Annotated in this window: 22 protein-coding genes; 10 read left to right on the forward strand and 12 right to left on the reverse strand. The window is 46.0% G+C overall.

The features are described 5' to 3' along the window. Positions 1 to 81 precede the first annotated feature (81 nt). Entirely contained in the window at positions 82 to 1,293 is a 1,212-nt protein-coding gene (locus OCU49_RS18225) for a M24 family metallopeptidase (protein WP_261841984.1), read from the reverse strand. Positions 1,294 to 1,579: 286 nt separating this feature from the next. Here OCU49_RS18225 and OCU49_RS18230 point away from each other — a divergent pair, with 286 nt between their 5' ends. Continuing rightward, a complete protein-coding gene (locus OCU49_RS18230; protein WP_261841985.1) occupies positions 1,580 to 2,029 on the forward strand; it encodes a GNAT family N-acetyltransferase in 450 nt (149 codons plus the stop codon). Positions 2,030 to 2,060: 31 nt separating this feature from the next. After that, positions 2,061 to 2,480, forward strand: a complete 420-nt coding sequence (locus OCU49_RS18235; RefSeq protein ID WP_261841986.1) for a GNAT family acetyltransferase — start codon at positions 2,061 to 2,063, stop codon at positions 2,478 to 2,480. Positions 2,481 to 2,499: 19 nt separating this feature from the next. Here OCU49_RS18235 and OCU49_RS18240 read toward each other — a convergent pair whose 3' ends face one another. The 4 genes from OCU49_RS18240 to OCU49_RS18255 form a co-directional block, all read right to left on the reverse strand. Next, a complete protein-coding gene (locus OCU49_RS18240; RefSeq protein WP_261841987.1) occupies positions 2,500 to 2,982 on the reverse strand; it encodes a hypothetical protein in 483 nt (160 codons plus the stop codon). A gap of 117 nt (positions 2,983 to 3,099) precedes the next feature. Then, entirely contained in the window at positions 3,100 to 3,633 is a 534-nt protein-coding gene (locus OCU49_RS18245; protein WP_261841988.1) for a hypothetical protein, read from the reverse strand. Between the two features lie 130 nt (positions 3,634 to 3,763). Then, on the reverse strand, positions 3,764 to 4,870 hold the full coding sequence (locus tag OCU49_RS18250) for a flavin monoamine oxidase family protein (protein ID WP_261841989.1): 1,107 nt from the start codon (positions 4,868 to 4,870) through the stop codon (positions 3,764 to 3,766). Further along, entirely contained in the window at positions 4,867 to 5,604 is a 738-nt protein-coding gene (locus OCU49_RS18255; RefSeq protein ID WP_261841990.1) for a cupin domain-containing protein, read from the reverse strand. Before OCU49_RS18255 ends, OCU49_RS18250 begins: the two co-directional genes overlap by 4 nt. 245 nt (positions 5,605 to 5,849) lie before the next feature. Between OCU49_RS18255 and sigZ the strand changes: the two genes are divergently transcribed. From sigZ to OCU49_RS18270, 3 genes are all read left to right on the forward strand, one after another. After that, positions 5,850 to 6,419, forward strand: coding sequence for an RNA polymerase sigma factor SigZ (sigZ, locus tag OCU49_RS18260; RefSeq protein WP_261841991.1), 570 nt, complete (start codon positions 5,850 to 5,852; stop codon positions 6,417 to 6,419). Positions 6,420 to 6,514: 95 nt separating this feature from the next. Next, positions 6,515 to 7,255 (forward strand): glutathione S-transferase family protein, encoded by a 741-nt coding sequence (locus tag OCU49_RS18265; protein ID WP_261841992.1) that lies wholly within the window; start codon positions 6,515 to 6,517, stop codon positions 7,253 to 7,255. Between the two features lie 709 nt (positions 7,256 to 7,964). Continuing rightward, the gene (locus tag OCU49_RS18270; RefSeq protein WP_261841993.1) at positions 7,965 to 8,399 is read left to right on the forward strand and encodes an excinuclease; all 435 of its coding nucleotides are present in this window, start codon (positions 7,965 to 7,967) and stop codon (positions 8,397 to 8,399) included. 153 nt (positions 8,400 to 8,552) lie between these two features. On the opposite strand, the gene maiA is transcribed toward OCU49_RS18270, so the two are convergent. The 5 genes from maiA to hppD are packed head-to-tail and all read right to left on the reverse strand — an operon-like array spanning position 8,553 to position 13,111. After that, a complete protein-coding gene (maiA, locus tag OCU49_RS18275; RefSeq protein WP_261841994.1) occupies positions 8,553 to 9,197 on the reverse strand; it encodes a maleylacetoacetate isomerase in 645 nt (214 codons plus the stop codon). After that, the gene (locus tag OCU49_RS18280) at positions 9,191 to 10,465 is read right to left on the reverse strand and encodes an amino acid aminotransferase (protein ID WP_261841995.1); all 1,275 of its coding nucleotides are present in this window, start codon (positions 10,463 to 10,465) and stop codon (positions 9,191 to 9,193) included. Before OCU49_RS18280 ends, maiA begins: the two co-directional genes overlap by 7 nt. Continuing rightward, on the reverse strand, positions 10,452 to 11,435 hold the full coding sequence (locus OCU49_RS18285; protein ID WP_261841996.1) for a fumarylacetoacetate hydrolase family protein: 984 nt from the start codon (positions 11,433 to 11,435) through the stop codon (positions 10,452 to 10,454). Before OCU49_RS18285 ends, OCU49_RS18280 begins: the two co-directional genes overlap by 14 nt. Before the next feature lie 14 nt (positions 11,436 to 11,449). Then, on the reverse strand, positions 11,450 to 11,989 hold the full coding sequence (locus OCU49_RS18290) for a VOC family protein (RefSeq protein WP_261841997.1): 540 nt from the start codon (positions 11,987 to 11,989) through the stop codon (positions 11,450 to 11,452). A gap of 18 nt (positions 11,990 to 12,007) precedes the next feature. After that, positions 12,008 to 13,111, reverse strand: a complete 1,104-nt coding sequence (gene hppD / locus OCU49_RS18295) for a 4-hydroxyphenylpyruvate dioxygenase (protein ID WP_261841998.1) — start codon at positions 13,109 to 13,111, stop codon at positions 12,008 to 12,010. Positions 13,112 to 13,282: 171 nt separating this feature from the next. Between hppD and OCU49_RS18300 the strand changes: the two genes are divergently transcribed. From OCU49_RS18300 to OCU49_RS18320, 5 genes are all read left to right on the forward strand, one after another. Then, on the forward strand, positions 13,283 to 13,750 hold the full coding sequence (locus tag OCU49_RS18300) for a MarR family winged helix-turn-helix transcriptional regulator (RefSeq protein ID WP_261841999.1): 468 nt from the start codon (positions 13,283 to 13,285) through the stop codon (positions 13,748 to 13,750). 273 nt (positions 13,751 to 14,023) lie between these two features. Then, positions 14,024 to 15,043, forward strand: coding sequence for a TRAP transporter substrate-binding protein DctP (gene dctP / locus OCU49_RS18305; RefSeq protein WP_261842000.1), 1,020 nt, complete (start codon positions 14,024 to 14,026; stop codon positions 15,041 to 15,043). A gap of 139 nt (positions 15,044 to 15,182) precedes the next feature. After that, positions 15,183 to 15,797: a TRAP transporter small permease gene (locus OCU49_RS18310; protein ID WP_261842001.1), complete on the forward strand. Its 615-nt coding sequence runs from the start codon at positions 15,183 to 15,185 to the stop codon at positions 15,795 to 15,797. Next, entirely contained in the window at positions 15,797 to 17,098 is a 1,302-nt protein-coding gene (locus tag OCU49_RS18315) for a TRAP transporter large permease (RefSeq protein ID WP_261842002.1), read from the forward strand. Before OCU49_RS18310 ends, OCU49_RS18315 begins: the two co-directional genes overlap by 1 nt. 148 nt (positions 17,099 to 17,246) lie before the next feature. Continuing rightward, positions 17,247 to 18,164, forward strand: coding sequence for a LysR family transcriptional regulator (locus tag OCU49_RS18320; RefSeq protein ID WP_261842003.1), 918 nt, complete (start codon positions 17,247 to 17,249; stop codon positions 18,162 to 18,164). A 148-nt stretch (positions 18,165 to 18,312) separates the two neighbouring features. On the opposite strand, the gene phhA is transcribed toward OCU49_RS18320, so the two are convergent. Together phhA and OCU49_RS18330 are read right to left on the reverse strand one after the other, a co-directional pair. Next, complete coding sequence (gene phhA, locus OCU49_RS18325) at positions 18,313 to 19,098, reverse strand: phenylalanine 4-monooxygenase (RefSeq protein WP_261842004.1); 786 nt, start codon at positions 19,096 to 19,098, stop codon at positions 18,313 to 18,315. A 70-nt stretch (positions 19,099 to 19,168) separates the two neighbouring features. Then, entirely contained in the window at positions 19,169 to 20,938 is a 1,770-nt protein-coding gene (locus tag OCU49_RS18330; RefSeq protein ID WP_261842005.1) for a cache domain-containing protein, read from the reverse strand. Positions 20,939 to 21,105: the final 167 nt, after the last annotated feature.

Here is a 21,105-nt window from a genome sequence, read left to right on the forward strand (position 1 = left end):
TTTTTTGTTATTGTGTAATTATTAGCCACCGGACAAAGACTCCTCACGATGGCTAATATTTTGTTCAGGAACTAGAGATTATTATCCTTTAATAATGTTGTGCTCAGGACCAAACGGGAAGCGAGTGATATTCTCGGCAGCATTTTCACCTACCACTAAAATATCGTGCTCACGATAACCGCCCGCACCAGCCAGACCTTCAGGCAACATAAGCATAGGTTCCATAGAGACAACCATGCCTGGTTCCAGCACAGTATCGACATCTTCACGTAACTCCAGACCTGCCTCACGACCGTAATAATGGCTCAGGGTACCGAAGGAATGACCGTAGCCGAATGAACGATATTTCAGCACATCATGCTCTAGGAAAATCTCATTCAATTCAGCGACGATATCGCAGCAACGAGCACCCGGTTGAATTAATTCAAGGCCTCGACGGTGAACTTTGCAGTTAATTTCCCACAATTCCAGATGACGGTCAGACGCATACTCAGAGAACAAAGTACGTTCCAGTGCGGTGTAATAACCAGCAATCATAGGGAAGGTATTAAGGCTAAGTATGTCTCCAGCCTCAACTTTACGGCTGGTCACCGGGTTATGTGCACCATCAGTATTAATACCTGACTGGAACCATACCCAGGTATCCATCAGCTCACCGTGCGGAAAAGTCCCGGCAATTTCCCGTACCATCGCCTGTACACCCGCCAGAGCAATTTCGTACTCAGGCACACCCACCGCAATAGCATCACGAATTGCAGCACCACCCACATCAGCAATGCGAGCACCCTGCTTAATTAACGCTATCTCTTCAGGTGACTTTATAAGCCGCATTTCCATCGTTGGAGCAGCAATATCAACAAAGTTTGCTTGCGGCAAAATCGCTTTCATTTTATCCAGGTTTTGCAACGGCATATGATCAAACTCAACACCGACTTTACCGCCGTCTTTGATCAGTTGCTTAACCGCATAAAAGAAATTGTCTTTGTGCCAATCGGTATAAACGACATTATCTCCCAATAAATTACGGCGATAAGGCTGACCAGAATCGATATTAGCGGTCACGGTGGTGAAATCATCCTGAGTAACCACTAAGCCATAGTCACGACCAAAACGGCAATATACGAAGTCGCTGTAATAATTGATATTGTGATATGACGTAAACAACACAGCATCAATATCATTAGCGGCCATATGTTGACGCAACTTCTGCAAACGGGAATTCATTTCCTCCATTGAAAAAGTTGGCCGAACCTTGTCGCCGTTCGGAATTGGCAATGTATGCGGCATTTGCATGCTTAAGTCCTCTTATTCTTATGCCGTGACCTATCACTAGGCACGTACTGATAAATATGATTAAAGAGTAACTATCAGTTACTAATTACAGACTAAGCCTCAAAAAAACATAATTGAAGTTAATAGTATTAATGTAATTATTTACAATACAAATGCAGATATAATCTTTATCCATGAATAAAACCGCACTGAATCCAAGCCGGATCCAGTAACTTTGCCAGATCTGTCATATTCAATAATACTTAATCTAACCCTCTGGCCCGGTAACAACCTCCGAGACACAACAATGAATATACGGCCAATGCACATCTGTGAAGCAGAGTATGCTTCCGAGCTGATTATGGCGGCTTTTTTTCATACAGTTGCTCAGACACTGCCACGTCACGGCATCGAAAGTTTCCGGGACGTTGTCGCTGCAGATTCACTGCGGCAGTATCAAAAAAATGGCGCCTTACTGTTAGTTGCAGAGCAAGATCATCAGGTCATCGGGGTGGGTTCAATCAGAGAAGGCAGGCATATTGGCTTACTCTTTGTGGAACCTCAGTTCCAACGAAAAGGCGTCGGTCAGGCACTTATCAAAGCCTTACTGGATCACCGTGAAGCTGATACCGTTACTGTCATGGCATCAGTTCCTTCGATACCGGCTTATGAACAGTATGGCTTTCATATCACTGGAAAACTGGAAGAATGTGCAGGTATTATTTCCCAACCGATGCAGCGTGAATTCCAAAGCTAATCCCGCCCTTATCTGAATATCAGAGAGCCGTATGCAGATTCGACCATTTCATATAAATGATCAGACAGACGTCATCCAACTCTGGAGCGATTGCGGACTGGTTAAGCCACAAAATAATCCGGCAAAAGATATCTGCCGTAAACTCAATATCCAGCCGGAGTTATTTCTGGTCGGTTATAACTCTAGTGGCAAAATCATCGCCAGTATTATGGGGGGATACGAAGGTCACCGCGGCTGGATTAATTATCTGGCAGTACATCCCTCACAGCAGCGCTGTGGATATGCACGTCTGCTGATGCTGGAAATTGAACACCGCTTACAGGCGTTAGGTTGTCCGAAAATAAACCTGCAGATTAGGGATACAAACACTGAAGTACTGGCATTCTACCGGGCTATTGGCTATCTGGAAGATCCTGTAATCAGCTTTGGGAAACGGCTGGAAACAGATTAACTCTGGTTATCCTCATCATTCACTGCTGCAAAGCCCGCAGTAACTCCACTACTTTATGATGTAATCCGGCCGGGTCTGGATACAGGCGCTTAGAATAAAGCCAGTTAGTATGGTGCCCTATTGATAGCAATCCGGTACGGATTTTAAATCCGGGATTAACGTAAATATCTCCGCTTGCCAAAATCTGGGTGACTTCTTTATTTGATAAAGTCCAGCGATGTCCGTTACGTTTGCCTTCGCGATTATCATCCAGATGACATTCAATACCGTTAACTGTCTTTTTCAACCAGGTTGTCTGTTTTGACGTTTCAAAGACTTTCAGGTCAGCGGGATCAAAGGCAACCGGTGCGCCTTCATCAATAACATCTGCTTCCTGATCTTCTTCTTTAAGAAAAGTTTTCCAGGCGAGCCAGGCGCCAAAGCCGGCCAGAGCCGTTTGTGCAACTTTAGACAGTAAATCCACAAACTCTAAAACAAACTTCCACAGATCAAAGTCTTCCATGTAAGGCTCCAAGGCAACGCTGATTTACAATTCCCTTCACGATATCGTTAGATCATCATTCGCTCCCTGTGCTCTTAAATCCTTTCGATATCTCCGACCTATATTTTAGACCTTTAATCAGCCATCAATACTCAGTAGCTGTGAACGGCCATCCCGGACGGCTACACAGAAATAGTGTTCTGCTTTTTCACAGTAGAGAGTTATCTCCCAGGGTTTATCAATTTCTCCACCCACAGGTACTGTAAAGCCATCAATAATGAAAAACCGTTGCCAGTCAGCGGGTAACTCTTCTTGAAACCAGGTTTGCCAGCCATGCCTAACACCTTCCTGAGCATAAGGAAGCAACAGACTGAGATTACCTAAAAACCGTTTACTAAAAGCGACTTCAGCATCCGAAGGCTCTGCACCGGACACCTGTTGATAGTTATCTTCGGCGGCCACACTCACCACACCATCAGCCAGCCCGGAGACAACATCCTGCTCGGCTTCCCAGCGAGTATGTTCACCCTGCGGCCAGAGAAATAAACGGGTGAAATATTCATGCTTGGCGTCAGTTATTTTTTTAGCAGTAGTATGTTGGTTATAAACCGCCAAAATAAACCCCATCACCAGCGCTATCACTAACAAAATAACCAGAGAATCTGCATTCATGTGCGTACTCCGTATAGATAAACGTCATCCCAGCTATGACCTTTTTCTACACAGTAGCCCATCAACGCCCTCCCTGCAGAAGGCTAGCTACTCTCGACCACCCAAAAACACCAGTAAAAACGATAACTTACTAAACCAACCCAAGTATTTTTAAGCGGCTCAAACCGGTATCAGCAGCCTCAAGAGCGCCTTCAATCAAACCGCCAGCATAGTGGGACATTTCCGTAGATATGAATAACAGCCCCTGCTCAGACAGCCCTTCAAGATTCGCTGGCATGCTATATTGAGGATGCCCAGTCAGGTTCTCACGCCAGTCTTCAGACGTTGCAGAATATTTTTCAGCAGACCAATTCTGTAGCCAGACATTCACTGGTTTTGCCGCCATAGGGCCAAACAGTCTGGTTAACTGCTCCGTTACTTGTTGCCGCAATATCTGCGGGTCGGTATTACGGGGTAACTGCTGCATGAAACCAAACAACGCACCAGTTGTTGATCCAGCCAGTGTCGCATCATGAATTTCCTGTAGCGGACCCGTGCGGCTAATAGCATCTCCAGATAACTGCATATCACGCCAGAATGGCGTTTCGTATTCAGCAATTACTTTGGTAAACCGCCCCATCCAGGTCGGAATGCTTTGTAAACTCTGACGCACATATACTGGCAATGCAGGTTCAAAATGAATCACTTCATCAACTACCCTGGGCGGTACGGCCAATACAACGGCTTTTGCAGCGAGCTGAGTCTGTTCACTTTCGCTGTTGTTAAGCGTCAGTTGCCAGTTAAAACCACTATCACTGTTTGCTAATTGACGAATATTCCCAACAGCCTCCCCTGGCATTAACTTGTCAGCATTAAGCTTACTAAGTAAAAAGCTGATCAGCCCTCCCATGCCTTGCTCAACGCGTAATGCACCTTCCATGGTGGAAAAGTTCAGGTGGCGTATCTGCCCTGCTTCTTCGAATACCAGATCACCCTGGCTGTACTGTGCATAACTCGTTAGACCCGCCGATTTAATAAGGCTTGCGATACGAGGCTGGCCTTGCCAGAACCACGAAGGTCCCAGATCATAACCCCGTAAGTGCTCAGCCGGATGATTAGCATCCGCACACAGAATCCTGCCGCCAAAACGCGAACGGGCCTCAATCAGACGATAATCAACACCAGCAGCTTCTAACTGAGACGCCAGATATAACCCACTGAGACCGCCGCCAATAATGGCAACATCTGTCAGAATCATTGACTGGCTTTCCGGGCTGCTTCCAAATGAATAAAGGCCGATGTCTGTAGAACGTCTTCAGTTAAATGGCCACGTTTAACCCAAAGTTTTGCACCATTGTCGCCAACAATTACCTGTGCATATTTTTCAGCAGGTAGACGCAGCCAGCCATTAGCCGTAAAACTGTAATCACTATCAGCTGTTTCTCCAGAATTCATCGTCAGGCAGCCCTCAACCACCAGCACTTCGATACCACCCCGATCCCCCAGTTCAAAACTAACACCCGGTTCACAGGTTTCTAGCTGAACTCTTTCCCTGCCATCTTCATATAAAGGTGTAACGGCTACTCCATTACGAACCGGGTCAGGCAAACAACCAATCTTGTGGGTGTTAATCCGTGCAAAAGTCCGGTCCGATAAGTCAAACTGACCCAGTTTGACAAAAATCACACAGCCTTGTGCTGCTCCGGGCGTATGGCTGGATGTTGGTGGATTTCGCACATAAGTCCCCGGTGGGTAATCACCGTGTTCATCCTGAAACACACCTTCTAAAACCAGAAACTCTTCACCACCATGATGAATATGCGGCGAAAACTTACTGCCTGGCGCATAACGTACAATCGAAGTTGCCCGTGCTCCATCATGCCCCAAACGATCCAGCATACAGCGATCAACACCTTGCATCGGTGAAGCGACCCAGTCTGTATCAACAGGTTTGGCACTGGCGGGAAGCGTAAAGTCCGCATTTAGCTGCATTCAGGTATCCTCAAATATTATCTGCCAATATCCTAGCCTTTATCGGCCAGACCGATAAGTAAGTACTAATCAGTACTCAGGTACTTTTCAGTACATCTTACTGAAAATAAAGTGTTTTATATTTTTTATAATTATTTACATCTGAGCATCGTCTTTTTCAAAACTAATTCGTCTTTATACAACTAGTCTGAAATAATTTAACCGGGTAGCCGCGATACTTCGCGAACAAACATCAGGATTTGCGTATGAATATAGAAACTGTCTGGGCCGAGTATCAGGCCAGCCTGAAAGCCTTCCTTTATTCACGGATAAATGATCCGGCTGATGCCGATGATCTCCTGCAAGATATTTTGATCAAGAGTTACCAAAACCTCAGCGCTTTACAGTCACAAGGCAGTATTAAAGGCTGGCTGTTCCAGATTGCTAATCATAGCCTGATTGATTTCTATCGCCGAAAAGGTACCCGTAAAGAATTTAATACCGATTCTTCTGATCTGGAAAGTTTTCTGGAAACTCTCCAGGAAAAACAAGACAGTCATCCTGATCAGCCAACGCTGGTGGACTGTATTGAGCCTTTTATTAACGCACTGCCAGAAGAAAATGCAGCACTGCTCATGGCCATCGACATCCACGGACACTCTCAAAAAGAACACGCGGCACAACTTGGTATTGCTTATTCCACACTGAAATCCCGGGTACAGAAATCCCGTACGCTGTTACGTGGTCTGTTTGAAGACTGTTGTCATCTGAACCTTGACCAGCAGGGTAATATCATGGAGTTCACCCCAAAAGGCACACATTGTAAAAAGTGTTAAAGCCCATTTCTGTCGAACTTTTTATATTGAATTTCGTCTTTTTTTCAACCTGCCCGTCTTAACAGGCAAATTCATTCAAGACGGAATTCATCAAAATGATCAAAATTGTCAGCTTCAAAATCTGCCCATTCGTTCAGCGCGTCACCGGTTTACTGGAAGCAAAGAATGTTCCCTATGAACTGGAATACATCAGCCTGAAAGACAAACCGGAATGGTTTCTGGAACTGTCTCCTACCGGCCAGGTACCAATTCTGATCACCGAATCAGGTCAAGCCCTGTTCGAGTCAGATGCAATTATCGAATACATCGACGAAATCTTTGCACCAATTGAAACAGATCTTTCTCCTGAAGATCGCGCCTTTGACCGCGCCTGGAGTTATCAGGCCAGCAAACATTATCTGGTTCAGTGCAGCACCATGCGCAGCGGCGATAAAGAAATTCTCACTGAGCGTACCGAAAAGCTGGGGAAAGCCTTCGCCAAGGCAGAAAAACAGCTGACTAGCGGTACTTTTACCAATAATTCTTCTGAGGGCTCCTTTTTTAAAGGTGAACAGTTAAGCAATATTGATATTGCCTGGTTACCACTACTGCACCGTGCTGAGATTATTCAGCGGCATACCGGATATAATCTGCTAAAAGGTTTTCCAAACGTGCAGGCATGGCAAACAGCGGTTATGAAAACAGGCTTAGCAGAGGCTTCTGTAGCTAAGGATTTTGAGCCTGCATTTACCGATTTCTATCTGTCCGAGCAGACCTGGCTCGGTAATCAGGAAAAATGCGCACCTGAGGGAAGCAACAACGCCGACAGCGCCTGTGCCAGCGGTACTTGTTGTTAAGCCCTTTCAATTAAGCACTCACTGTTAAGTTCTTACCTACCTGACACAAAAAACCACCTCAACTGAGGTGGTTTTTGATTGTCCGCACAAATCAGCGAAAGGCATCAACCGATACAGTCCGGCTGTTGCTCCGGCTGTGCCTGTTTGAACGCCGGTTGCCGGTTACAATGTTTCCAAACCGACTCTATCAACGGAAATGCACGCAAATCACATTCAAACCGCTTCGCGTTATATACCTGAGGTATCAGGCAAATATCCACCAGCTTCCCTAACTCGCGACAGCTAACACTACATGCTCTAGTAATTTATGCAGTGACTGCGATATAGTTCAGCCTGATGGGTAATCGGAGTACCCGTATTATAGTCTGTGATTTCAACTGACCTTCGAAACGTAGGCAGTTCAGACGGGTATTCAGGATGAACGCCATCATTCCTTTTCTTCCCCTCGCTGAATCTATTCCTACACGAAATTAGTCATAGAAATTTTATAATTACGGCAAATTCAATATCTAGCATTACATACTTATCAATTTAAGATTTACTTTGTCATGTAACAAAACTTGCAGGTATTCACTCAAAGTGAGTTACGTGTCACATGATGAATTTATTCAATAAACAAGCTACGAATTTAGAAGTGACTAACACAAGCAGGTAGCAGGCCTCCCCTCTCTGCTGAAAGAGTTACAATATTTACCTTAAGGAAATCCTCATGAAAAAAACTGTACTGTTTATACTTTTAGCAACCACTTCAATGTTTTCTGTTGCACGAGATGATATTGCGGATTATTCGGTAGCAGAAGCAATGTCAGTTAAAAAAATATCATCTGCAGTCGGAAGTGATGTGAGTTTCTTCTTTGCAGGTCAGAAGCATCCGAAAGTTGCAAAATCATTAGGCGAATATCAAAGCAACAAAAAAACTAATGCTTTCGCAAAAAGCGATAAAGAGGCATGTCAATGGGCGTTCGCCTCGGCAATGAAATCTTTTCGGGAGCGAGCAATTAAAGAAGGTGGAGACGCCGTAATTAATATTCGTTCAAACTATAGAAATAACATGACATCCAGCAGTAGCACTTTCAAATGCGGTGCTGGTGCAATAATGGCCGGTGTTACTCTTGTTGGTGACGTTGTTAAGCTGAAAAAATAAATCTAAAAACACTTGAACAGAAAAATGGTTGGCTATCATTTCATGAATGATAACCAACCATACTAGTCTTAAAAGATAATTATATTTTTATTGTGCAATGTAAATGCTTTCTAATTTTGCTGTCATAGAAGGGATATCGATTAACTTCAATCATCAACCGATACAGTCCGGCTGTTGCTCCGGCTGTGCCTGTTTGAACGCCGGTTGCCGGTTACAATGCTTCCAAACCGACTCTATCAACGGAAATGCACTCAAATCACATTCAAACCGCTTCGCGTTATATACCTGAGGTATCAGGCAAATATCCACCAGCGTCACTGAATCACCAAAACAAAACTTCCCTTCAGAACCACTGTCTTCAAGGCTTTTTTCCAGTGCAGTGAAACCAACATCTATCCAGTGCCGATACCACTTCATCTTATCTTTGTCAGATAACCCCAGATCATTTTGCAGGTACTTCAATACCCGCAAATTATTCAGCGGATGCAGATCAACCGCAATCTGCTGAGCCAGACTTCTGACCCGGGCTCTAGCCTGAGAATCAATCGGTAACAAAGGAGCTGCCGGATAAACATCCTCCAGATACTCAATAATGGCCAGCGACTGGGTTAACAAATGCTGATCCGTTTGAAGTGCAGGTACTAAGCCTTGCGGATTCAACTCCAGATAAGTCTGGTCCTGCTGTTCTGACGTTAGTAAATTAACCGGAATTTGTGCCCACTGCAGCCCTTTATATGCCAGTGCAATGCGCACCCGATACGCAGCAGATGATCGGTAATAACTATAGAGTTCTAGCATGCTAACTCCTGATAATCAGAGGCCTCCAGTGTCTCGACCGTTGCAGCAATACTGGCAACAATTGTTGGCAAGTTAGCCTCATTAAAGCCTGACAAATTCACCCGACCGTTACTGACAATATAGACACCGTATATTTTTTGCAGATGCTTAATCTCCGCCAGAGTTAACGGAAACAGCGCAAACATGCCCTGACCATCATGTAAAAACTGCCAGTTTTTTTGTGGTACAGCTTGCCTCAGTGCACTGCATAATTGTTCACGCACCCACTGTAGCCGGATATAAATACTGTCCAGCTCCTGCTGCCAAATACCCCGTAAATCTGCATCCTGCAGAATCCGCCTTACCAGCATTGCACCATGGGCCGGAGGCGTAAAATAATGCCGTGTCGCCAGCTGCATCCACTGCTGCATCAGTATCTTTTGTAACGATTCGTTCTGCGCCAGCGCCGCCACCATTCCGGTTCGGTCCCGGTACAGGCCGAAGTTCTTCGAGCAGGTGTAACACAACAACAATTCAGGCATCGCCTGCGCCATAATTCGCAGACCTTCAGCATCTTGTTCCAGTCCGTTGCCCAAGCCATGATAGGCCATATCAATAATTGGCAAGAGCTGACGCTGTTTACAAAACGCCGCCAGGCTGTGCCACTCATCAGCCGATAAATCCAACCCTGTCGGATTATGGCAACTAGCCTGCAGCAGTATCGCATCGCCCGGTTTGGCTGCCTGTAAAGACTCCAGCATAGTCGCAAAGCCCTGCCGCCCTGCCTGAGCATCGTAATACACGTAAGTCCCCTGCTTAGCACCAGCAGCTTCCGCAATCGGCCGATGCACTTGCCAGGTTGTATCACTTAACCACAAACACAGGTCAGGGTTAGTCTGCACCAACAACTCGAACGCTAACCGCAATGCGCCTACGCCACCTGGCGTTTGTGCACAGGCCAGCCGTGATCTTAGCGAGTCAGCTAATGATTTACCCAGAGCAAGTTCTGTCACAGCCGAGCAAAACTCCTGATCACCAAGCGGCCCGATATAGGCTTTGTCGGCTTCGGTATCTACCCGCCACTGTTCCGCCGCTTTAACCGCCCGAAAAACGGGGGACTGATTCAGCGAATCCCGGTACACACCGATTCCCAGATCAACTTTATTGTCACGCTCATCCTGCCGGTAGGTTTGCAGTAAAGCGAAGATAGGATCTTCCTCACCCCTGACGTCGGCCGTGCCCAACAGAGGTTCATCAGACCCCAGTTGCTGCGCATTATGGAGCAACATAACGGCTTACCTGCTGATCAATTTCACCAAATATTGAGTTACCTTCAGCATCGTGCATATCAATCTGAACCCGGTCTCCGAACTTCATAAACTCAGTTGCAGGCTTACCCTCAGCAATAATTTCCAACATCCGTACTTCAGCCAGACAGCAGGAACCACTGGAGCGATCTACATTGGAGACAGTGCCTGAACCGATAATAGTGCCTGCAGCTAGCGGCCGGCTTTTTGCAGCATGAGCAATCAGTTGCCCGAAGTCGAACGTCATATCCACACCAGCATTCGGCTCACCGATCAATTCACCGTTCAGTACTGCTTTCAGAGGCAAGTGCAGCTTACCCGACTGCCAGGCGTCACCCAGCATATCTGGCGTAACAGCCACCGGTGAAAATGCGCTGGAAGGCTTGGACTGATAAAAACCAAAGCCTTTGGCCAACTCACCAGGAATCAGATTACGTAGGGAAACATCATTCACCAGCATTACCAGCTGTATGTGTTGCAGCGCCGCTTGCGGCGATACACCCATAGGGACATCATCCAGCACCACAGCGACTTCAGCTTCAAAATCGATTCCCCAGGCTTCATCAGCTACTTCAATATCATCACGCGGACCGATGAATGCATCTGAACCACCCTGATACATCAGCGGGTCAACCCAAAAGCTATCCGGTATTTCTGCATTACGTGCTTTGCGTACTAGTTCCACATGGTTCACATATGCAGAACCATCTGCCCAGTGAAAAGCACGTGGTAAAGGCGAGGCGCAGATCTCAGGCTGAAATGCCTCACCCTGAATATCACCACTTTCCAACGCCGCAAATGTAGCTGCCAACTGAGGTGCACAATCACTCCAGTGATCAAGCGCAGATTGAAGAGTTACCGCAATTTCAGGCACCGCCACACAGCGATCCATCTGGGTATTAACCACTACCAGACGACCGTCGCGTCCACCCTTTAAAGAAGCCAGTTTCATAGTTTTTCTCGTTGTTATTTCATCGTCTGTGAAGAATCATGCAGCCACGCTGCATGCTGAGGTGCACGTTTGGTCAGATCCCATTCATCGAGCATTGCCGGCGCTACTTCATGCAGCTTTTCTAACATGCCCGGTTGCGCTGTATTGGCAGCTATTTCAAGGCGATGGCCATTAGGGTCAAAAAAGTAAATTGACTTAAAAATGGTATGCTCGACCGGACCTATCACTTCCAGCCCGGCATCCTGCACCTTTTGCTTAGCCGCCAGTAAGGCATCCATATCGGCAACTTCAAAAGCAATATGCTGCACCCAGGCAGGCGTATTTGGATCTTTACCCATAGGTGGCGAATTCGGTATTTCGAAAAACGCCAGTACGTTGCCATTACCCGCATCCATGAATACATGCATGTAAGGATCCGGCGCTTTGGTTGAAGGCACTTCGTTTTCTGCAATCGCCAGCTGAAAGTCCATACCCAGCACTTGCTGATAAAAGGTCACTGTTTCTTTGGCGTTATTACACCGGTAAGCGACGTGATGAATGCGTTGAATATTCATCTCAGGCTCCTTATTCATTTAAACGCGCTTCTGTTCAGCTGCTGCATCAGGTTGCTGATCAATAACACCCCGTGCCACCTGATCCCGCTCTATTGATTCAAACAGTGCTTTAAAATTACCTTCGCCAAAGCCGTCATCCTGTTTACGCTGAATAAATTCAAAGAACACCGGACCAATCACTGTGTCTGAAAAAATTTGTAATAACAGACGCGGCTCATCACCTTCGGTAGTACCGTCCAGCAATATTCCACGGCTTTGCAATTCATCAACAGGCTCACCATGGCCAGGTAAGCGTTCTTCAAGCATCTCGTAATAGGTTTCAGGTGGTGGGGTCATAAACTTCACACCTTTCGCTTTCAGTTTGTCCCAGGCTTCCAGTAAGTTGTCGCAGGAAAATGCAATGTGCTGGATACCTTCACCGTTATACGCCATCAGAAACTCTTCAATCTGTCCGCCCTGAGACGCCTCTTCATTTAACGGAATACGGATACGGCCATCCGGCGCAGTCATGGCTTTAGATAACAGACCGGTGTACTCACCTTTAATGTCGAAGTAGCGGATTTCACGAAAGTTGAAAATCTTTTCATAGAAACCAGCCCAGTAATCCATACGGCCGCGATAGACGTTATGTGTCAGATGGTCGATGACCTTAAAACCACAACCTTCCGGATGACGATCCACACCATCAAAATATTCAAAATCGATATCGTAAATTGAATTACAGTTCTCATATCGGTCAATCAGATACAAAGGTGCGCCGCCAATGCCTTTAATGGCTGGTAAACGTAATTCCATCGGGCCAGTAGGCACTTCGATTGGCTGAGCGCCTAACTGCAACGCTCGGTGGTACGCATGGTGTGAATTTTTAACCCTAAACGCCATACCACAAGCGGATGGGCCATGCTCTTCAGCAAAATAATGAGCGTTACTCTGAGGTTCATAATTAATAATGAAATTTATATCGCCCTGACGGAACAAAACCGCATCTTTAGACCTGTGACGCGCAATGCAGGTAAACCCCATCATCTCAAAAATAGGCTCCAACTGGCCGCGTTCAGTTGCAGAAAACTCTACAAATTCAAAGCCATCCAGGCCCATTGGATTTTCAAAAAGGTCTGCCATGTTATGCTCCTGCTATTCGAAGAACAAAAACCACAGGTACGGCGACGCTGCGTAATGCTCCCGATATAATTATTATTTTGTTGAAACAGACTGATCTGAATCAATAGTTGCTCATGCAACAATTATTGGTTGTAATCGCAACTATTGTCAAGCTATGACCCGGAAGAGCTTATGAAAAATACTCACGACACCCCTGATATCATCACCCTCGAAGACTTTATGCCCTACCGGTTGTCTGTACTCTCTAACAAAGTCAGCACCATTATTGCGGCTACTTATCAGGGGAAATTTGGTATCTCGGTAACGGAATGGCGCATCATGGCGGTACTTGGTGAATACCCAAATGCATCTGCAGACTTTGTTTCAGTAAAAACACAGATCGAAAAATCCATTATCAGCCGGGCAATTGCTAAGTTATTGCAACGCAAACTGATTGAACGTGAGTTTGATGCCGAAGACCGCCGTCGGTCAGTCCTTAATTTGTCTGTTACCGGCCGCGACGTATACCGGGAAATCGTACCGGTTTCATTTGCCTATGAAGAAAAACTGCTGGAGTGTTTTAACGAAGAAGAGCAGGAACAGTTCAGCGAACTGATCAACCGCTTATATGCTCACGCAGAAAAAATTGAAGAAAAATAACCCCCTAAAAACTCTCCAGTGAATAAGTTACACCGGCCAATTACCGGTGTAATTTCAATTTCACTGGAATATTTCTAAAACAAACCCTTGTCGAAAAACGACCTTTAATCCGTTGTAAATCCTCTGCTATTCCTCTTACTTAAGCGTTTAATTAACTAAGTTAAACCTATTTGAAATTTATCCAGCCCCCGTCATCACTGAAAATCGTCAACCGATTCAGTCCGGAACCCGGCTGAACACTTCTCAGACCAACAAAAAATATTAGAGGTCGTTATGACGATAAAAACTACTATCAAGTCTTTGGTTGCAGCTTGCACAACTGCTACGGTTTTATCACTGCCAATGGCTAATCAGGCCAGCGCAGGAGATGATTTTATTCTGGCTCATGCCTACCCTACCGATCATATTTTCCATATGGCTTCAGAGACCTTCATTAATGAGATGAAGAGCAGCAATTCTGAACTCGAAGTTAGTTACCACCCAGGTGGTGATCTGGGAGACTGGGCATCAATATTTGAACAAAGCATGGAAGGCGTCGTTCCTATGACGATGAGTTTTGGTGCTTCAGAATATGATCCTCGCCTGGACCTTTCATGGCTGGCCTATGTCGTCGATAACTGGGACGACGCTCGCAAAGTCTACGGTCCCAACGGACAAATGACCGACGTATATAACGATATTCTCGGTGATCTGGATTTAGAAATTCTGGGGACTATTCCGACTGGCTTCGGTTCACTGGCAGTACGTAAAGGTGTTAACCGCGTACCCACCAGCTTCCTGGAAGACGCTCAGGGATTCAAGATGCGGGTACCACCTGCGCCAGTCGCCATCGAACGCTTCAAAAACTGGGGATTCACTGCTGTCCCTATGCCATTCGCAGAACTCTACACAGCATTACAACTAGGTACAGTTGATGGACGTGCCTTTGGCCCGTCTGTCGAAATCTGGCAGATGCGAGATGTTCTGGAAAGCTATGTATTAACGAAAGATTACTTTGAGCATGCATTCTGGGTAGTAAATAAGACCTGGATGGACAGCCTGTCAGATGCTGAGCAACAAAAGATTCGCGCTGCTGCCACTGCCACCATGACAAAAGTGTGGGCTGAAGCTCAAAGCATTGATGAAGGTTTCTTAGCGAAAGTTCAGGAAAACGGCATCAATGTTGTTGAACTGACACCTGCTGAGCTGGAAAAAGCTAAAAGCATTATTTATGAAAAAGAATGGCCGTTCATGGAAGAAATCGTTGGCACTGAGATCATGAATAAGATGCGGGCGATCGCTGGCATTAACTGATTCTTGCACTTCTTGCCCCGGATCCGGGGCTTTTTTACAAAGTCCCCGGCATGAATATATTGCTGGGGTCGCAAATCAGCAGCGGCGGACCTTCTCTGTAACAACGGTTATCCGGCGCATTACTGAACGGATCAGTGTTATGCAAACGCCAGAAATATTGACGACCGGAAACGAGGCTTTATCACCACAGGCCTCTCCTTCCCAGATCTCGGATGCTCAACAACCAGAGAGTAAACTCAGAACATCAATGCGCAGTTTTGAAACACTGCTCAACTATACGTTTAAAGCACTCATGCTTTTTGCCGGCCTGATGCTTGCTGCCTTAATGTTCGCCCAGGTCATTATGCGCTACGTGCTGGAATCTCCTTTTACCGGCATTGAAGAAGCCTCCATTCTGCTGGCTGTCTGGGTATACTTTCTCGGTATGGGCTACGCCACACGGCAACATGAACACATTCACGGCGGCATTCTTACCCTTATCGTCAAAGACCCTTATACAACCCAACAGTTTCGTCTTTTTGGTTCTCTTGTTTGCATGCTGGCAGCCTGTATTTTTGGTTACTTTGCCTGTGTCTACGCACTGAAAGAAATTGATCGTGGCCGCCTGAGTATCAACCTGCGCTGGCCGAGAGGTATCTGGAGTGCAAGCATGATTGTCGGCTTCGCAATGATGGTTGGTTACTTTCTGCTGAATGCTCTACAGCAAATCACTGAATTACGGGCCATGAAATCAAACCGTCAGGAGACACGCTAATGCTTTTATTTTTACTGGCGATGCTCATTATTGTCGCCCTGATTCTGGTTGAAATCCCTGTTGCTTTTGCATTCGGTATTGGCGCAATGCTTTTTACCTTTAGCAGTGGCAATGATATTTCATTTCTGATTCCCCACGGCTTCAAAACAGCCAGTGGTTTCGCACTATTGGCATTACCGCTGTTTATTTTCGCTGGTTTACTCATGGCTGAAGGAGGTATTTCAGAGCGGCTGCTCAACTTTGTAAATGCACTGGTAGGACGGATCAAAGGCGGGTTAGGTGCAGTCACCGTTCTCACCTGTGCGTTATTTGGTGCGATTTCCGGTAGCTCATCTGCTGCTATTGCCGCGGTCGGGCAAATTATGATTCCACGTATGGTTCGCGAAGGGTATCCCGCGGGTCATGCGACGGCGCTGGTTGCCTGCTCGTCCGTCCTGGCACTGTTAATTCCTCCTAGCATTCCTATGATTATTTTTTCCATCACCGGAGGTTTATCCGTTGGCGCGGCCTTTTTATCGACAATCATTCCGGGCATATTGCTGACATTCATTTATTGCGCATTGAATATCTGGTTTCTGAAAGACAATCCGAATATTCAGGTCGAACCGGCCGTGCCTTTCAAAACAGCAGCTAAACAAGTGGCCGTTTCAGGCTATAAAGCATTATTTGCTTTACTGATGCCGCTCATCATTCTGGGTGCCATTTACAGCGGAATCGCGACACCAACAGAAGCAGCAGCAATTGCAGTCATTTATGCAATACCGGTGGGCTTGCTGATCTACAAAGGCATGACTCTGCGTAGCCTAGGCAGTGTCACTATTCGCGCTGTCACAATGACCGGCTCAATTATGGCTGTTCTATTCTTTCTGTTCATCATGAGCCGGGCAATGATTCTTGAACAAATCCCTAAAGAATTAGCCGAAGCTCTGTTACAGATATCAGAAAATAAATACGTCATTCTATTGATGATCAATGTGCTGTTATTACTGATTGGTATGATTGTTGACGATATATCCGGCAGTGTACTGGCGGCAATTATCTTTCTACCGGTGGTGAACGCATTAGGAATCGACCCGATTCATTTCGCAGCAATCGTTGGGGTGAACCTGGGTCTGGGTAATGTATCACCACCATGTGCGCCGATGCTTTATATGGCAGGCGGTGTGAGTAAGTTATCACTGGATAAATACCTTACTCCTACCCTGAAATTCCTATGTCTGGGACACTTACCTATGGTTATGCTGGTGACGTTCATTCCGGAATTATCGCTGTTTTTACCTAAATTGTTACTGGGTTACTAAACTCAGTATTAAACAGTCCTGTTCGGGTGGTGTTAGCTTACCGCCCGGATACGGTGCTCACTAAAGTGACCTTTTGCTACTACAGGCAATCTGCAATGACTACTCTTAACGCAGCCACAATAACTTTTGACAGGAAATACAGAATACTTTGAATAAACACGTTATAGGCCAGTTAAGCGACGTTGATTTGAGATTACTACGTATCTTCAGAGTCATCGTTGAAGCCGGTGGATTTTCTGCCGCCGAAGTCGTTCTGAACATCAGCAGCGCAGCAATCAGTGTTGCAGTTTCTGATCTTGAAACCCGGCTGGGATTTCGCCTTTGTCAGCGGGGCCGGTCAGGTTTTTCCCTGACTGAAGAAGGCCGGGAAATCTACGCATATATCCTGCAGCTATTTTCATCCATTGAAGACTTTAAAACTCAGATAAACGGCCTACATACTCAGCTAAAGGGTGAACTGAACATTGGTATCACCGATACACTGGTCAGCATGCCTAAGATGACGATTACTAACAGTCTCGCTCTACTGAAAGATCAGGGGCCGGATGTTGTTATCAATATCTGGATGATGCCGCCTAATGATGTTGAGTTGGGTATTCTGAAAGGCCATTTGCACGTGGGTATTATGCCTACAACGAAGCAAATCAGTGGCCTGGAATACCACGATTTATACAGTGAACGTTCGCAGCTCTATTGCGAAGCCAGTCACCCGCTGTTCCATGCTGAAGGTAAAGCTCAAATTGATCAGTGGCAGGCAGTTTTGCCTGCATATGTACAAAGTGCAGAAATCAAAACGCACCAACAATGCCTGAATACCGAAGCAGCAGCTACAGCTACTGACCGGGAAGGCATCGCATTTTTAATTTTAACCGGCCGTTACATTGGCTACCTGCCCGACCACTTCGCGCAACCTTGGGTCAATGAAAACCGCTTACATGCTATCGAAGCAGACACCTACTTTTACGATACCCGCTTTTCGTATGTTACCCGTAAAAGTACGCCACAGAATTTAGTTTTAAAGGCCTTCCTCCAGCATATGCGTGCTCAGATTGAACCTGCAAAGTGAAAAAAACGGCATCTCTGCTAAACAGAGATGCCGCTAAACATTCAGAATAAGGAGTTACTTTATTCTGCCTCACAGTTTACGACTCACTCTAAAGTCGATAAATAATCATTTTTTAAAGTAAAGATTACATAATCAGTACGTATTCAGATCATACGGCCTGAGGAAACTTCGCCGGTAATAATCCCAACTCCATTGCCTGATGCACCAGCGCCATCAGATCCAGTTTGGTCAGTGCTGTCATATGGGCAAGATCGTCCAGCAGAAAGTATTCCGGCTGCATAATGTCAATTCGGTAAGGTGTCCGTAAAACCTGTAAAGGCTCCAATGGAGTGATCTCTGCTTCATGACTAAAGGCATAACGGGTTTCACCGGGAGACGAAAGAATGCCGCCACCAATTACCCGAAAACTATCCTGATGACGCACCAGACCAAACTCAACCGTGAACCAATATAATCGTGCCAGATATACCCGCTCCTGAGGTGTTGCAGACACCCCAAGCTTTCCATAATGCTCAGTAAAATCGGCAAAATGCTGGTTAGTCAGCATTGCGCAATGGCCGAAAATCTCATGAAAAATATCTGGCTCTTTGATGTAATCAAGATCCTCTTCTGAACGAATAAAAGTAGCAACCGGAAAACGCCGCTGTGAAAGCAATTCGAAAAAGCGGTCAAAACCAATCAGGGCGGGTACTGCTGCAGTTTTCCAACCGGTTGTAGCATACAAAACATCATCAATTTCGCTCAGTTGAGGAATATGATCTTGCGGTAAGTTTAACAACGTCAGTCCGGATAAAAACTCATCGCAGGCAGTATCCTGAATACACGCCATTTGACGGTTAATGAGTGTTTTCCAGATACGATTTTCCGCAGCGCTATAACGGATGATGCCGTCATTTTCTGGCTGTCGGGCGATGTAGGACGTCTGCTGCTTCATAGGTTATCCTGTTGTCTCATCTGCTTTCTTTCACTGCCTTAAGTATAGACAGGTAAATGACATCAATTACTCAACCAGAGGTTATTCGCCGCAAAACATCAGCTTCATCCCGACTCCGTTCCGGCAATAATATTGTTCCTAAAAAGCCTGCCAACGCTTCACAGAATGACAACTTCTCTACACAGGTATCCTGATCCAGAGGAGCCAATAACGCCATCACACCAACGGCTGCACCACGGGCGTTGAATAATGGCACTGCAAGCATGCACATTTCACTCAGGAAATGTGCTTTAAGCCCACCAATAACCAATGGGTCTTCAGCAGATAAAGGCCCTTCCAGAGTAGTGGCAGACTGATACGCCCTTGAGAGCAGACTATCCAATTGAAGCGGAATCGTTGCCTCAAGATACTCTGCTGTTCGCATTCCCGGGAAATGCCCTGCTGCCAGTGACAGGTTTTGCTCATCACGGGCCAGATAAATCATCACCCCGTCACACTGCACCAGCCGCTGTAATTCATTACTCACATAACGGGCCCGGGCAGTGGTATCCGGGTAGGCAATCACCCGCTTCAATAAGCCAAACAAATCATCAAAATTATGCTGCATCTCATCCATCAGATGGTGCAAATCATCCACTTCAGCAATACCAGTATCCGTAAAACGGTTATCAAACTTAAAGCGTTTTATCTCCTTACCATGCTCAATCAGATCAACCAGTGGTAACGCCAGACGTCTCGTCATCAGCCAGGTTAATGGTAAGGCGAGCAACAGCAACATCAGAATGATCGCTCCACCTTCTTTGCGTATCCGGTAGGCCTCAGCAAGTAAATCATTTTCAGGGGTAAGCAGTAGAAGCTGAAACTCTGCTTCCGGTATAGGTGTCAGTGTTTTTAACTGCCCTTGCCAGGTATCCCCCTGAAAACTAACACTGAAGGTTTTGTCTGTACCATCGGGTAAATGACTTACCAGGCTCATTAGCGGATGCTGTAAATCCGCCAGTGTTTTAAGTTTTACTTTATTTTCAGTCGCACTGCTAATCAGATCATCTGAACGGTTATACGCGAGAACCTGCTGATTATTATCCAGTATCAGTAAATGACTGTTAGGGCTGATGCGTTGCTGCTGTATCGACTTCGCAAGCATATCCAGCGAAATATCACCCGCGATCACCGCCGCATCTTCGGTATTAATCTGAGTGAAGGTCACGCCTACTTTGCGGATAAAGAAATACAAATAAGGGTCAGTCAGCTTGCCTTCACCCCGCCCTTCGACTGCCAGCTCAAACCAGCCCCGTTTACGGGGATCATACTCAGTAGGTAAATATTCTGACGGACCTAAAGGGACTAAGTTTTCATCAAAGAATAACCGCTGAATCCGCCTTGGTTTGCTGGCAAAGCGAATATTATCCACCGCGTACATCGCTTGTTTTGGCGCGCTGAACACATCCCGCATATGCTCATCGTTCATCACCCGAACAATAAAAAAATCGCCATTCGCATAACCCACTTCAAGCGCAGTCAGCTCCGGACGATTCTCAAGTGCTGCGGCCAACAGAGGTAAAGTACGTAATCGGGAAGACATGTTCTGCGCGGTGGTGAGTTGAGTTTGCAGGAGTAAATTAACGGTTTGCGCTACTGGTGCATAACTACGCTGAAATTCCAGCTCGACATTCAGCCGAAGCTGTTCAAGATAATCACCGGATGCGCTGTTGATAAGCTGCCGGGTCTGATGATAATTATAAATTCCCAGGCTTCCACCCAGAATCAGCACCAGCAGGACTGCCAGCGTAGAGATATGTAAATGTATTGGACAGCGGCGCAGCCTTTGCCAGGAATCCATGTTGACGCTCCCTTACTGTGAAATCCTTTCATTGGAGATCACAGCCCGATTTTCTCAGCGTAAAGATCTCTTCCTTATATTTCCCGTCCGTAAAAGATTACTGCCTGCGCACCACCGGAATCACCGGCTGATAACTATTTTTTACGTACCACATATTTTTACGTGCT

Source organism: Aliamphritea ceti (assembly GCF_024347215.1).
GTDB lineage: Bacteria > Pseudomonadota > Gammaproteobacteria > Pseudomonadales > Balneatricaceae > Amphritea > Amphritea ceti.